This window comes from Pseudoalteromonas sp. SS15 (genome assembly GCF_049257195.1).
In the GTDB taxonomy this organism is placed as follows: Bacteria; Pseudomonadota; Gammaproteobacteria; order Enterobacterales; family Alteromonadaceae; genus Pseudoalteromonas.
In genome coordinates this window covers 63,444-76,460 of the sequence record NZ_JBMMUD010000002.1, presented here as the reverse complement: position 1 = coordinate 76,460, position 13,017 = coordinate 63,444, and the positions used below count along the sequence as shown (strand labels likewise).

The following is a 13,017-nucleotide window of genomic DNA, read 5'->3' as shown; positions in this document are numbered from 1 at the left end:
AATTAAAAAGCCTAGGAGCGGTGAGGTCCTAGGCTTTGTTGAGTTTTAATCTGAGCAAACTAGTTGTGCTTTAATTGTTTCTAATAAAAAAATCTCTCTTTGAATCGACAGACCTTTCTTCTCGCTTTGCGCCAAAGTTTGTTTGTTGTGTGCAATGGCATCATCAATATTGACCCAAACAGGGCGCATACCATTGGCGATTTCGTAGTGCTCCATTTGTGGTTTATCAAACTCTCCGCAGATCTCACATACATAACAATCAGACACGATATGCACATAGTCGAAATCGTTTTTGTACCAAGAGCGAATTTCTTCAAAGCGGCCAAATGCACTGCATTGGGTAATACTTTTAACGCCGGTTTCTTCTTGTAGCTCTCGAAGTAATGCCGCTTCAATGGCTTCGTTTTCATCAACGCCACCACCGGGCAGCGTGTAATCGTCATAACGCTCTGTGAAGAGTAATAGAATGTCGTTGCCGTTTAAAACAATGGCGCGTGCGGTATGACGAGTGAAGATTGAACCTTCAGGTTTGGTAGGTGGTGTGTTGAGTAACTGCATTGAAAAACGGACCTTTAAAATTTCGGTTGCCAGTATAATACCAATCCTCAATAATACTTAATCATTTTGAGGGACTAAAACTGACGTTAGTTTCGTTGAATATTTCTTATTTAGAACAACTAAATAGCAAAATTTTCGCCTCGCTACCGACAAGTTTTACTTGCCTCAAAATAGTTCACTTAATTAAGAGGATTGGTATAACGATTAGAAAAGTGGATTACAGCTATTGAAGCAATGTTTGGTAATAACAAAAGGGCTCACAAAGAGCCCTTTAAATAATCTAAATTCGGATTAAAAAGGCGCAGGGTAGCGGCTGAATATGTCAGCCACATCATTTAATGCTTCTTCAGAAAGAGGCATATCAAATGCGGCGATGTTCTCTTTTAATTGACTCATATTGGTTGCGCCAATAATTGTAGAGGTCACGCCTTTGACTTGGTCGCACCATGCAAGGGCCAATTGTGCGGGTGTCATATTCAGTTTTTTCGCTAAAGCCACATACTCAGCTGTGGCAAGGCCTGCTTGTTCAGTGTCTCTGAATAAGCCTTGGCGTTGAACCAATGTCCAACGACTGCCCTCTGGGCGAGCACCATTTAAATATTTACCGGTTAGCATGCCCGCGGCAAGTGGTGACCAAGGTAAGTAAGCAATATCTTCATGCCAGCAGTTTTCAATTAAGTATGGCCAGTCTTTGGCATGCAATAAGCTGAACTCATTTTGAATAGATACAGGCTTTACTAAGTTATGCTGCTCAGCAAGGCGCAAATACGTATTTATGCCCCATGTGGTGTCGTCAGATAAACCCCAATGACGGATTTTTCCAGCTTTAATACTCTTTGTTAACGCTTCAAGAATGGCTTCCATACTGGCGATTTCAGCTTGCGTATCGACATCTACAAAGTTGTGACCATTAGGTTTGTGCTGTGCAAAATGCGGAGATTGGCGATTTGGCCAATGCAATTGGTAAAGGTCAATGTAATCGGTATTTAACCTAGCTAGTGAATCATCAATGGCTTTATAAATGGCATCGGGCGTAATAGGTCCACCATTTCTAACCCAGTTTAAGCCTGGGCCTGCAATTTTGGTGGCAATCACCACTTGCTCACGCTTCTCTTTATGGCGTGCAAGCCAATTACCAATTATTGCTTCAGTTTTACCATAGGTTTCTGGTGAAGGCGGCACCGCGTACATTTCAGCGGTATCAATAAAATTGACTCCCTGACTGAGGGCGTAATTGATTTGTTCATCGGCATCATGCTGATTGTTTTGTAAGCCCCATGTCATACTACCAAGACAAATACGAGAAACATCTATTTGACTGCTGCCTAAACGACTAAATTGCATGTGCGCTCCTTGATTTAATTGCTCAGAGTGTATTAAAAAAACTGAGACATTACTTTTTATTAAGTAATTAGTGTAGTTGATCTTAAAGCGCAGTAACAGTTGCAATAAAAGCTGAAGTTGCGCCATAATGACTGTGTTTATATACAGTCTTTCATATATGCGTAAATTTATCCACATAGACATGGACTGCTTTTATGCCGCGGTAGAAATGCGCGACAATCCTGAGTTGGCTAAAGTGCCAATGGCGATTGGCGGCAATAGCAACCGTGGGGTTTTGGCGACATCGAACTATATTGCTCGTGAATACGGTGTGCGTGCTGCTATGTCGAATTATCAGGCGAAAAAGCTATGTCCGCATTTGCGCATCGTGCCGGGGAGAATGTCGCTCTATAAAGAAATCTCACAGCAGATCAGAGCTATTTTTGCCCGTTATACCGATTTAATTGAACCCTTGTCTTTAGATGAAGCCTACCTTGATGTGACCGATTGCACCCAATGCAAAGGCAGCGCGACTTTAATTGCGCAACAAATTCGTGATGAGATTTTTAAAGAAACGGGTTTAACTGCTTCAGCTGGGGTTGCCCCGATTAAGTTTTTGGCAAAAATTGCCAGCGATGAAAACAAGCCCAATGGCCAATTTGTGATCACCCCAGATAAAGTCGATGCATTTATTGAAGGTCTTCCACTTAAAAAAATCCCCGGTGTAGGCAAAGTGACAATGCAAAAATTGCTTGCCCATGGCTTTGAGTTTGGTCGAGATATCAAAAATGCCGATGAAACTTTATTAAAACAAAAGTTTGGCAAATTAGGCGATATGTTATGGCGTCGTTGTCATGGTATTGATGAGCGGCGGGTCGAAACCGACCGTGTGCGCAAATCTGTGGGGGTAGAAACCACATTTGAACAAGACACCGCTGATATTGACGTGTTGAAAATGCGTATTATCAAACAATTATTACCTGAGCTCAAAATTCGAGCCAGTAAATATCTAGATGAGCAGCACATTATAAAGCTGGGCGTAAAAGTAAAGTATTTTGATTTTCAATTGGTCAGTAAAGAGTGCCAGTTTGATAAGTTAGACAGTGCGTTATTCTGCCAATTATTAACCGATTTACTTGAAAGGAATCAGGGCCACAAGGCAGTGCGTTTAATAGGTATTCAAGTGGGGTTATCGGCAAAAGAAGCAAGCCATAATCAAATGCATTTGTTTTCTTAAATATTGCCTCTTTAAGTTATCTCTTTATTTACCCGACATAAAGTCGGTGCTACCGAGTAGAGCAGGGTTTTGTAACTTACCTCATAGGCTCTGGAATAAATTCAGAGTGATGGTGGTTTTTATTTATTCATTGGCTAACTTGCTAACTCAAATCTCGCTCACTTAAAGCTTATCGCTTATCGCATAATGACCCGGCATAAAGTCGGTGCTACCGCATAATAACCCTATGATTTATAAGGTGACTAAAATCTTAATTTGAAATTGTAAATTTCGTGTTAAGGTGGAGTGAGCGTATAACTAAAACTGAGAAAAGGAGTATCTGATGCAGTCTATTCTGATTGTATTATTTGGTATTGCCGGCATGCTATTTGGCTGGTTTGTCTATTCTAAGTTCATCGCCACGAAGATTTTTAAAATGGACGATAACTTTGTTACCCCAGCCCACGAGCTTAAGGATGGGGTTGATTATGTGCCAACCAATAAACTGGTACTTTGGGGGCACCATTTCACATCAGTAGCAGGGGCTGCGCCGATTGTCGGGCCTGCCATTGCGGTATACTGGGGCTGGGTGCCAGCAGTACTTTGGGTAGTATTTGGTACGATTTTCTTTGCAGGTGTGCATGACATGGGCGCACTTTGGGCCAGTACGCGCCACAAAGGTAAGTCAATGGGCGCACTATCTGAAAGCGTAATAGGTAAACGTACGCGCGTGTTATTCATGATTGTGGTGTTCTTGTTGCTGCTTATGGTGAATGCGGTATTTGGTGTGGTTATCGCTAACTCATTAGTCGCAAACCCGAGTGCAGTTGTGCCTGCTTGGGCGGCCATTGTTGTTGCACTTATTATCGGGCAGTTATTAAAGCGTCAGATCCCGCTTATTCCATTGTGCGTGATTGGTGTTGCAGTGCTTTATGCAACGATTTTCATGGGCGCAGAAATGCCGGTGTCATTACCAACAGAAATGTTTGGCTTAACTGACAAAGCGAGCTGGATAGTCATTTTATTCATCTATGCGGCAGTTGCCTCCCTTTTACCGGTTTGGATGTTATTACAGCCACGTGACTTTATTAATGGCATGCAGCTATTAGTGGGTTTAGTGTTACTTTATGGTGCCGTATTTGTGGTGATGCCAGATATCACTGCACCTGCATTTAATACACAAACCGCCATTGATACGCCGAGTATAATTCCGTTGTTATTTGTTACCATCGCCTGTGGTGCGGTATCAGGCTTCCACGGTATTGTGTCGTCGGGTACCAGTTCTAAACAGCTTGATAAAGAAACCGATGGTCGCTTTGTGGGCTACTTAGGTGCGGTGGGTGAAGGGTGCTTAGCACTGATCACGTTAGTTGCGGTTAGTGGTGTGATGTTGGCCGTGTCACCAGAAGAATGGCATGAAATTTACAGCCATTTAGGGGCAGGTAGCGTCAGCGCCTTTATTACGGGTGGTTCAAATCTTATCAGTGAAGGCTGGGGCTTCTCTGCTGAAATTGCAGCGACCTTACTGGCAGTAATGGTAGTGCTATTTGCCGGTACGACTATGGACTCTGGCGTGCGCTTACAGCGATATATCATCCAAGAGTGGGGCGATATTTATAATATTGGCGTGCTTAAAAATGGTCTAGTCGCAACCTTTGTTGCTGTTGCCTGTTGTTTACTGCTTGCATTCGGTGCCGGCGGTGCGTCGGGTACCGGTGGTATGGTGTTATGGCCGCTTTTTGGCTCGACTAACCAGATCTTAGCAAGTCTGACTTTACTCGTGTTGTCTGTGTACTTGATCAAACTAGGTCGACCGGCTAAATATACGCTTATTCCTATGGTCTTTGTGATCTTGATGGCTTTCTTCGCGGGCTTAATTAAGCTGGTGGAATATTATGAGAAAGGCAACTGGTTGTTGGTAGTCCTAGACTTAATTGTGTTAGTAGTCAGTGTCTTGGTGATGCTTGAAGCTTGGTCAGTGATAGGTAAACACAAGCAGAAGAAAACTAGCGGCGAAGGCGAAACTGCGAATTAATCTCAATTGCTAGAAATAGCAAAGTAAATAACCGATAATTGGCCCTAATTGAATAACAATAAGGGCCTTTTTTATGTCTTTCCCTCTCGCGATTGCTTTTAACGGTAATCTTCCAACTGACGCAGATGCTGTCATTGTGATCACCGGCAATGTTGAAGATTTAGGTCAAGCAGAACTAAATGAAATTGTTGCACCTGCACTGGCAATTGATGCACGCATCAAACAAAAAGCATCATTACTATTTGCAGAGAACTTACCGGGCAAACGTCTTATTGTGGCACCAACTGGGCCATTAACGCGTGACTATGATGACGTACGTCGTATCTTCGAAGCAGCTAAAAGCGCTATCACCGAAGCCAAAGCGGCTGGTGTTACTCAGCCTGTGTTACAGCTTGCCTCTATTGCTGATGATGCGCGTTACTCACAAGCTTTAGAAGTCGCGTTTTTAGGCATGTGCCAAGCGTTATGGCAGCCTCTTGAAGCAAGAGAATATCACGGCGAAAGCATCGAGCCGGTTAAGCAGGTATTTTTAGCGGGTGCTAGCGAAGAGCAAGTTAAGCAGTTAAATGCCATTGCAGCAGGCCAGTATGCGGCAAGAGATTTATGTGGTACTGAGCCTGAGCGTATGGCACCACCTAAATTTGCTGACTACTGTGTTGAGCTGTTAAAAGACTCTGTCGTTGATGTTGAAGTGATCGACAGCATTGACACAATCAACAAAGACTACCCAATGCTTGCGACCGTTGCGCGTGCGTCTTATGCAGTAGAACGTCATCATCCTCGCGTAGTGAAAATGACTTACGAGCCTGAAGGTAATGTTGAAAGAACCTTACTGTTCGTAGGTAAAGGCTTAGTGTATGACACAGGTGGTGCAGACCTTAAAGTTGGTGGTTTCATGGCTGGTATGAGCCGTGACAAAGGCGGTGCAGCATCGGTGGCAGGCTTCATGAAAGCAGTAGCTGATTACCAGCCTAAAGGTGTTAAAGTCATTGCATATTTAGCGGTGGTTCGTAACTCGATTGGCTCTGATTGTTTCGTTCCAGATGAAATCATCACATGTCGTGAAGGGTTACGCGTTCGCATTGGTAACACAGATGCAGAAGGCCGTCTGGCAATGGGTGACCTACTGAGTGAAGTGAAAGACCTTGCGAAGAATGAAGTAAACCCTGAGCTATTTACGGTGGCAACATTAACCGGTCACGCTGCTCGCGCTGTGGGCCCTTACAGTGCGTACGTTGAAAATGGCCCAGCTCGCGCAGCTAATGTATCTCGCCAGATTGCCGACTTAGGTGACTTATGGGCAGATGCAGCAGAAGTAAATCGCAGCCGTCGTGAAGACTATGACTTTGTTCAGCCGCGCACGTTAGCCGATGATGTACTTTCAAGTAACAATGCACCATCAGCGGTTACAGCACGTGGTCACCAATTCCCAATGGCGTTCTTAGCGCTAGTGGGTGGTCTAGACAAACACGGCTTAGACTCAGAGCAACCACTACCTTATGTGCACATGGACATTGCTGGTTCTGGTGTTGAAGGTGGTGATTGGCAGCACGGCAAGCCAACAGCTGCAACAGTCGCGAGTTTATTTGCTAGATATTGTTTATAGATTTATAAACGTGAAAAAGGCGCATCATGCGCCTTTTTTTGTTTTTGTATGAGAACTATAACCAGCGGAGCGCTTGTTTTACGTCTTCTTGGTAGTCGTTGACCGGTGAATTTCTGTCAGCCACCAAGATCATATTGGCTTTATCTTCACTTGAGATCACACCAGCAAAGCGGGCATCGTTAAATTCACCCAATTGCTTGTCTTGAACGTCACCTGAGTGAGGAACAACAAACACAGTGACAGGGCCGTGATCAGATTGAAAGATTAGATGTAAACTGCGTTGTCCTTTAAAATGACAAAAAGTCGCATAGGTCACTTTGCCAGGTAAGGACTCAAATTTTCCTCCTAACATGGCAAGCTTCTCATTGACCGCTTGTAAACCAACATCTTTCTCGCGCTCTAGCGCTTTTACTTCATAATAAACATGCGCCAACGCATGTTCGCCAGCTTGAAGGTCATTCGAGCCTCCCACACTCAAGAAGTATAAGCTGACCGCCAATGTGATTGATGCTGCGGTCGCAAAAGGCTTATTAAAACGGCCAAACCAGCCTTGCGTCACATTACTTGCAGGCGCGTCTTTGGTTTGCGTCATCAGCTTTTCAGTGAGATCTGGTGGCACGGGTATATCAAGTGCTAGGTTTATTTTGTCGTCTAACATCATTAGCTCATCTAGCAGCTTTTGATGTTCAGGGTTCTGTTGTGCAAACGCAATGACTTCTGGATCGTTGGGATCGGCAAATGCGCGACGACGAAATTCTAATTCATCCATCAGTTTGTGGCCCCCGTCATGGTTTGTGGTTGAGACATTAATGCCTCTTTCAATTGGTTGCGTGCGCGATAAAGACGCGTCATTACAGTGTTCTTGTTCAGCTCTAAAATCTCAGCTATTTCATCACCAGAGCACCCCATGACAACTTGCAAAAGTAACGGCTCTCTATATTCAATCGAGAGCTGACTAATTTGCCTTTGGATCACCGTTTGTTCCATCTCTGAGTCTAACGTGGTGCTTTGGTTATCGACTATGGTGTCGTTGTCGACATCAGCATAATCGAATTGTTTACGTTCAAATCGTCTCGCATTTTCGCGACGCACTATGGTTAATAACCAAGGTTTTACCGCTTTCTCATCTTGTAAAGAATCTAAAGCTCGCCACGCACGCAAAAACGTCTCTTGTACTAAGTCTTCTGCTACAGTCGGATCTTTGCTAAGCCAGTAGGCAAAGCGATAAAGCTCCGTCTGATACTGCTTAACCAACTCTTCGTAGCGTTGTTGTTTTTTGGTCATACCCAATAGACCTTAGTAAGTAAGTTTTTCTTACACACTTTTTATAAAAATTTTCAGTACAGAGGCTGTAGCGAGCTACGTTTCTGATCTGCTTGGTTTTTCTCAATTTGAGATATGAGCTTAGCAATTTTCTCAAGATTTGCAGAAGCTGCATCATTACTATAAAGGGCTGCTTGTAAGTTTACAATTTCTGCTTTTAGCTCAGCGTTGTCTAGCTCTTTTAGCCACTGGCTAAAAGAGGCTGTGGTGAGCTCTGTGGTAACAAACTCACTCAATAACTGATAAAAGCGCGTTTTATCGTTCGCTTTAGCCGCTTGTGTAAGCAAACTCAAACTCATTCTTGGTTTAAATGTGTCGCTCGTTTCAGTTTCTATCGATGGTTTTTTTCGACCGATAAAACCAAGCCAAACAAAAATCAGCGTGAATACCCAAAGCACATAACCCGATACCAAAATGCCCCAATCAAGCAATGTCTTTTCAACGGGGACTTCAACAATAGTAGGCTCGATTACATGTTGATTTTGCAGTGGTGCTGTCATGTTTGGTATAGCTGGCGCCGTTTGGTTCGGATCGGCAATAACGGTCAGCGTTCGAGCTGGCAAGGTTGCATATTGCAGACGGTTAATCACCGTATTGAACCAAGGCAACTTTACTTCAGGTAAGGTGTAAGTGCCTGGTGTTTGAGGCACCAGCGCATACGAGCTGACAAGTTGTGAGATCACTCGGCCATCACGCGCAAGTTGGTTACGCTCGCTCTCATCAGGGTAGCTTCTAAAGCCATCAACTTCTGGCAGGCGAATTTCAGGCAACTGTTCTTTGGTCACGCCTAATGCGGTCAGGGTGATAGTACGCGTGATGGGAGTGCCAACCACCACTTCATCAGAGATAGGCTGAAACTCTTCGCTTAAATTGACTAACTCACTGGGTAACCACGCCCCATTGTAATCTTCAGGTACGGGTTGCACATCAATTGTTTCAGCTTTGCCCATGGCAGAGACCGACATACGACGATAATTTTCTCTTACTTGACCATTAAAAATGGGTGGCTCGATAGTATATTCACCACTTTTTTGAGGTTGAAGTAGATACTCTCGGCTAATGACCATATAACGGCGACCATCAAGTACTTCATAGTCTTCTTTTTGCTTACCAAGAAGTGTGACTTGCGCGTCTTCCATAGCGGGCGCAGATAGTTGCCCGTCTAATAGGTCTTTACCTAAATAAAGTTTAACCGTGTAAAGGCCCGCTTGTTGAACAAACAACTTGCTTGGCTTTAACTCGGTTTTGATAAAGATGTCTTTTTGTTCATCGGCATCGTTACTGCGTGCAACCACTTTTAGTTTGATTGGGTCGCTACTCTTGCCCGCCACCGTGAATGCAGGGATCGTAATGTCACCCGCTTTACGCGACATGAGTTGCATTTGCCAAGTGGTTTCACTACTCGCCTGTCCATTGATGATGCGGGTACTAGAGCCAGTATTGATTGGGCCCATCACAAATTGTCTCGCCAAGGCACTAGTATCAGGCTGCTGACCAGATACACGGCCATCGGCTGAAATAGTCAGCGTAAAATATTCACCCACCAAAACAGGGTTTCTGTCGACCGATGCGGTTAACTTGTCAAAAGCGACGCTCGCTGTGCTAAACAGTAAAAATACACAGGCAATATAAAAACGGGTTACCATGATTGTTTAGATCCTCCAAGGCGACGTTGTTGGGCTCTTTTTTGGGCCTCTAAGCGCATTTTGTTTCGTAATAGAATGGCAGGGTCATCAGGTACTTTCCTAAGTAGCTGGTTTAACTGCTGCGCTTTTTCTTTTTCTTCAGGGGTCATTGGCTTAGCTTGAGCCGATTGCATCATTTGCTGCTGACCTTGTTGTTCATTATTTTCAGTGGCTTGTTGCGGCTGAGGTTGGGCTTGTTGCTCAGATTGCTCGCCGTCTTTTTGCTCGGTTTGATCTTGCTGCTGTTGTGCGTCGGCTTGCATATCAGGCTTGTTTTGTTGATCAGAGTTTTGCTGGCCCGAGTTTTGTTGTTCAGCATCTTGCTCTGATTGTTCGCCTTGTTGCTGGTCAGATTGCTCGCCAGATTCGCCTTTCTGCTGGTCTTGTTGACCTTGCTCAGACTTGTTTGATTGACCTTGTTGATCAGACTGTTCACCTGATTGCTTATCTTGATCACTCTCTCCATCTTGAGATTGACTCTGTTGTTGCTGCTCTTGTTGTTGCTTCATTTGCTCTAGCAGGGCTTTGTTTTCTTTGGCTTGGTCAAAATCAGGATTCTGCTTTAGCGCTTGCTCATAAGCGGCAATGGCTTCATCCAGTTTGCCAAGTTGGGCAAGGGCATTACCATAATTGTACTGACCAATCGCCGAGGGGCTGTTCTTCAGTGCGGCGGCGGCTTGCTCATACTGGCCTTGTTTATAAAGTGCTGCGCCTTTTAAGTCAGTGTTATCTGCGATAGCCGCTTTTTCAAACTCTTTAGATTGATATGCCGATAAGGCATTTTGGTCGGTATTTTTAAACCATGATTGCCAATCTGCAGCATAAACAGGTTTAGACAGAGGCAGCATAAAGAACATTGCACACAATACTAAGGCCGATTTACGTAGTAGTAATAATGCCAATGGGATCAATAATATTAAGCCATATTTACCCGCATCAATACGCCAAAGTATTTTATTTTCTTCATCGTTTTGATCTGCTTCGCTGGAGCTTGCCGTTGGCGCAAACACTTGAATATCTTCAGCACCGGGTGCGTATGCCGAAAACTGACCACCACTGATGGCAGCAAGATTTCTTAGTGGTGCCACATTCAACCTTGGAATGACTATTTCACCGCTGCGACCTTTCATAAATCCGCCTTCAGGTAAGGCAATTGGCGCACCTTGTGCGGTGCCAATGGCATAAATGCTTAATGTAAACTTACTGCTTTGCATAGCTTCTCGAACTTCATCGACATCACTTTGATCAAGCCCGTCAGTAATTAAAATAATCTCGCCTTGCAAGTAACCGGCTTGAGACAACAGTTGCATAGCTTGGTCGATACCTGCATACACATTTGAACCTTTGCTAGGCATAATCTCTGGGCTAAGACTTGGAATTAAATTACTTAATGTACTGGCGTCAGAAGTCAGTGGAGACACGGTAAACGCATCACCCGCGTAGGCAACCAATGCGGTTTCGCCTTCTTTAAACAGCTCAACCATATCGAGTGCTTTGAAACGTGCTTGAGTGAGTCGGTCGGGTTTAATATCGGTGGAAAACATCGAATAAGACATGTCCATCACAACCACACGCGCTTGTTTTGACTTAAATACCGGCACTTCTTGTTTTTCAAAGCTAGGGCCTGCAATAAAAATAATGCATAACAAGGTAAATAGCGCCAGCAGCCACGGGTTAGTTTGTTTGCTTGCTTTACCTTCGGTTAGCATCGCATGGGCTAAATGCGGCGCAATTAATCCTGATTTATTGCTACGGCTTTTATTTAGCACTTGTACCACGGTTAAAATGGCCCAAGGGATAATCAAAAGTAACAGTAGGGGTCTTAAAAATTCAAATTCCATTATTAAGCCTCCTTACCAGAGCGTGAAAACAGTCGGGCAAGATTTACGTACAGTTGATTAAGCATGAGTAATGCCAGCGCCGCTGCCAGAGGCCAAAAGAATAAGGCTATTTGCGGTCTGAAGGTTTCGTTTTCGTCGCTGATAGGCTCTAGTTTATCTAGCTCTTGATAGATTTGCTGAAGCCCTGCGACATCTTTTGCTCTAAAATATAAGCCGCCAGTTTCGGTGGCAATCTTATTTAACGTTGTTTCGTCAATGCTGCTACCGCCGATCCCGCCCATACCAAATAGACTAAAGCCGCCACGACCATCCGAGCCAACCCCAACGGTGTAAACCTTGATGCCTTCTTCTCGTGCCAAAATAAGCGCTTCATCAGGTTCAAGGTTTCCCGCGGTATTTTGACCATCGGTCAGCAATATGAGAATACGGTTACTGTCTTGCTTTTGACTAAAGCGTTTTACGGCTAGACCCAAAGCATCACCGATTGCAGTGGCACGACCCACTAAGCCTATTTGTGATTCGCTGAGCATTTGACTCACCGTATCTAAGTCACGAGTAAGGGGAGTTTGTAAAAAGGCGGTATCGGCGAATAAAATTAGACCAAGGCGATCACCCTGACGCTGCTCGATAAAGTCACCTAAAACCGCTTTCACCACGGATAACCTATCTACATAACGGCCCTGATACTCCATATCTTGCTCAGTCATTGAGCCCGATAAATCCACGGCGAGCATAATATCGCGACCTTCATTAGGTAAAGTAACAGGGTCGTCTAAGTATTGTGGGTTCGCAGCAGCAATGACCAAACATAACCAAACGAGGGCTTCGAACCAGTTGGTTTTTTGTTTTGACTCTTTGAGACTAGGCGCCAGTTTAGAAAACTGAGCAAACATAGGCATACGCAGCCTTTGTTTGGCTTGCTCAGTACTGGCGGTAAATCGCCTTAAAATCCAAGGTAAAGGTAACAGTAAAAACGCCCAAGGCCAGCTAAATTCAAACATCAATGGCCTCCTTGAGTTTTAGATTTTTGATGGCATTAAAGAGTTGCTTGGCTAATTCAGGGTTGTTCTCTGGGCCATATAAGCTATGTAGCGCCTGTTCAGAAAACTGTTCGCCACTGAGTGTATTTAAAATGCTTTGCCATTTCTTGGTAGGCAATGAAGTCAAAGGCGCACCGTAATAATGTTTTACGAGGCGCTTTAAGATTATATGCAGTTGCTGCGCATCATCACTTTGTTGTTTAGCCAGCTCTATGGCGGCTTTTTTGGCTTTTAAAAATTGTTGGCGCTTATAAAGCCACATGCCAAGTGTGATAAGCAAAATAAGTGAAGTGATTATCACTGCCCAAGTTGGCAGCGATAATGGCCACCAAGCCACCTGCTCTGGCGGTAAAACATCATGAAGTGCGTCGAGTGGTGAAGCTTGCATCG

At 44.2% G+C, this 13,017-nt stretch carries 11 protein-coding genes; 3 read left to right on the top strand and 8 right to left on the bottom strand.

What is annotated here, in order from left to right; translation table 11 throughout:
* Positions 1 to 45 precede the first annotated feature (45 nt).
* Together AAEU28_RS04570 and AAEU28_RS04565 are read right to left on the bottom strand one after the other, a co-directional pair.
* Positions 46 to 558, bottom strand: a complete 513-nt coding sequence (locus tag AAEU28_RS04570) for an NUDIX hydrolase (RefSeq protein ID WP_421963140.1) — start codon at positions 556 to 558, stop codon at positions 46 to 48.
* A gap of 291 nt (positions 559 to 849) precedes the next feature.
* Positions 850 to 1,902 (bottom strand): aldo/keto reductase, encoded by a 1,053-nt coding sequence (locus AAEU28_RS04565; RefSeq protein ID WP_421963139.1) that lies wholly within the window; start codon positions 1,900 to 1,902, stop codon positions 850 to 852.
* 157 nt (positions 1,903 to 2,059) lie between these two features.
* Here AAEU28_RS04565 and dinB point away from each other — a divergent pair, with 157 nt between their 5' ends.
* The 3 genes from dinB (at position 2,060) to AAEU28_RS04550 (ending at position 6,738) form a co-directional block, all read left to right on the top strand.
* Positions 2,060 to 3,118 (top strand): DNA polymerase IV, encoded by a 1,059-nt coding sequence (dinB, locus tag AAEU28_RS04560; protein ID WP_421963138.1) that lies wholly within the window; start codon positions 2,060 to 2,062, stop codon positions 3,116 to 3,118.
* Positions 3,119 to 3,440: 322 nt separating this feature from the next.
* Positions 3,441 to 5,132, top strand: a complete 1,692-nt coding sequence (locus AAEU28_RS04555) for a carbon starvation protein A (RefSeq protein WP_421963137.1) — start codon at positions 3,441 to 3,443, stop codon at positions 5,130 to 5,132.
* A 73-nt stretch (positions 5,133 to 5,205) separates the two neighbouring features.
* Complete coding sequence (locus tag AAEU28_RS04550; protein WP_421963136.1) at positions 5,206 to 6,738, top strand: M17 family metallopeptidase; 1,533 nt, start codon at positions 5,206 to 5,208, stop codon at positions 6,736 to 6,738.
* Positions 6,739 to 6,793: 55 nt separating this feature from the next.
* On the opposite strand, the gene AAEU28_RS04545 is transcribed toward AAEU28_RS04550, so the two are convergent.
* The 6 genes from AAEU28_RS04545 to AAEU28_RS04520 are packed head-to-tail and all read right to left on the bottom strand — an operon-like array spanning position 6,794 to position 13,015.
* Positions 6,794 to 7,507 carry a DUF3379 family protein gene (locus AAEU28_RS04545; protein ID WP_421963135.1) on the bottom strand — a complete coding sequence of 238 codons (714 nt, stop codon included), beginning with the start codon at positions 7,505 to 7,507 and terminating at the stop codon, positions 6,794 to 6,796.
* Positions 7,507 to 8,022 (bottom strand): sigma-70 family RNA polymerase sigma factor, encoded by a 516-nt coding sequence (locus AAEU28_RS04540; RefSeq protein ID WP_058030590.1) that lies wholly within the window; start codon positions 8,020 to 8,022, stop codon positions 7,507 to 7,509. Before AAEU28_RS04540 ends, AAEU28_RS04545 begins: the two co-directional genes overlap by 1 nt.
* Positions 8,023 to 8,075: 53 nt before the next feature.
* The gene (locus tag AAEU28_RS04535) at positions 8,076 to 9,707 is read right to left on the bottom strand and encodes a BatD family protein (RefSeq protein WP_421963134.1); all 1,632 of its coding nucleotides are present in this window, start codon (positions 9,705 to 9,707) and stop codon (positions 8,076 to 8,078) included.
* Positions 9,701 to 11,587, bottom strand: coding sequence for a VWA domain-containing protein (locus tag AAEU28_RS04530; RefSeq protein WP_421963133.1), 1,887 nt, complete (start codon positions 11,585 to 11,587; stop codon positions 9,701 to 9,703). Before AAEU28_RS04530 ends, AAEU28_RS04535 begins: the two co-directional genes overlap by 7 nt.
* 2 nt (positions 11,588 to 11,589) lie before the next feature.
* Positions 11,590 to 12,588: a vWA domain-containing protein gene (locus AAEU28_RS04525; protein ID WP_421963132.1), complete on the bottom strand. Its 999-nt coding sequence runs from the start codon at positions 12,586 to 12,588 to the stop codon at positions 11,590 to 11,592.
* The gene (locus tag AAEU28_RS04520; protein WP_421963131.1) at positions 12,581 to 13,015 is read right to left on the bottom strand and encodes a DUF4381 domain-containing protein; all 435 of its coding nucleotides are present in this window, start codon (positions 13,013 to 13,015) and stop codon (positions 12,581 to 12,583) included. Before AAEU28_RS04520 ends, AAEU28_RS04525 begins: the two co-directional genes overlap by 8 nt.
* Between the last annotated feature and the right edge of the window lie 2 nt (positions 13,016 to 13,017).

Bases quoted from the DNA above. Each gene is read 5' to 3' on its own strand.
- AAEU28_RS04570 (WP_421963140.1), bottom strand. From the start codon at position 558: ATGCAGTTACTCAACACACCACCTACCAAACCTGAAGGTTCAATCTTC.
- AAEU28_RS04565 (WP_421963139.1), bottom strand. From the start codon at position 1,902: ATGCAATTTAGTCGTTTAGGCAGCAGTCAAATAGATGTTTCTCGTATT.
- dinB (WP_421963138.1), top strand. From the start codon at position 2,060: ATGCGTAAATTTATCCACATAGACATGGACTGCTTTTATGCCGCGGTA.
- AAEU28_RS04555 (WP_421963137.1), top strand. From the start codon at position 3,441: ATGCAGTCTATTCTGATTGTATTATTTGGTATTGCCGGCATGCTATTT.
- AAEU28_RS04550 (WP_421963136.1), top strand. From the start codon at position 5,206: ATGTCTTTCCCTCTCGCGATTGCTTTTAACGGTAATCTTCCAACTGAC.
- AAEU28_RS04545 (WP_421963135.1), bottom strand. From the start codon at position 7,507: ATGGATGAATTAGAATTTCGTCGTCGCGCATTTGCCGATCCCAACGAT.
- AAEU28_RS04540 (WP_058030590.1), bottom strand. From the start codon at position 8,022: ATGACCAAAAAACAACAACGCTACGAAGAGTTGGTTAAGCAGTATCAG.
- AAEU28_RS04535 (WP_421963134.1), bottom strand. From the start codon at position 9,707: ATGGTAACCCGTTTTTATATTGCCTGTGTATTTTTACTGTTTAGCACA.
- AAEU28_RS04530 (WP_421963133.1), bottom strand. From the start codon at position 11,587: ATGGAATTTGAATTTTTAAGACCCCTACTGTTACTTTTGATTATCCCT.
- AAEU28_RS04525 (WP_421963132.1), bottom strand. From the start codon at position 12,588: ATGTTTGAATTTAGCTGGCCTTGGGCGTTTTTACTGTTACCTTTACCT.
- AAEU28_RS04520 (WP_421963131.1), bottom strand. From the start codon at position 13,015: ATGCAAGCTTCACCACTCGACGCACTTCATGATGTTTTACCGCCAGAG.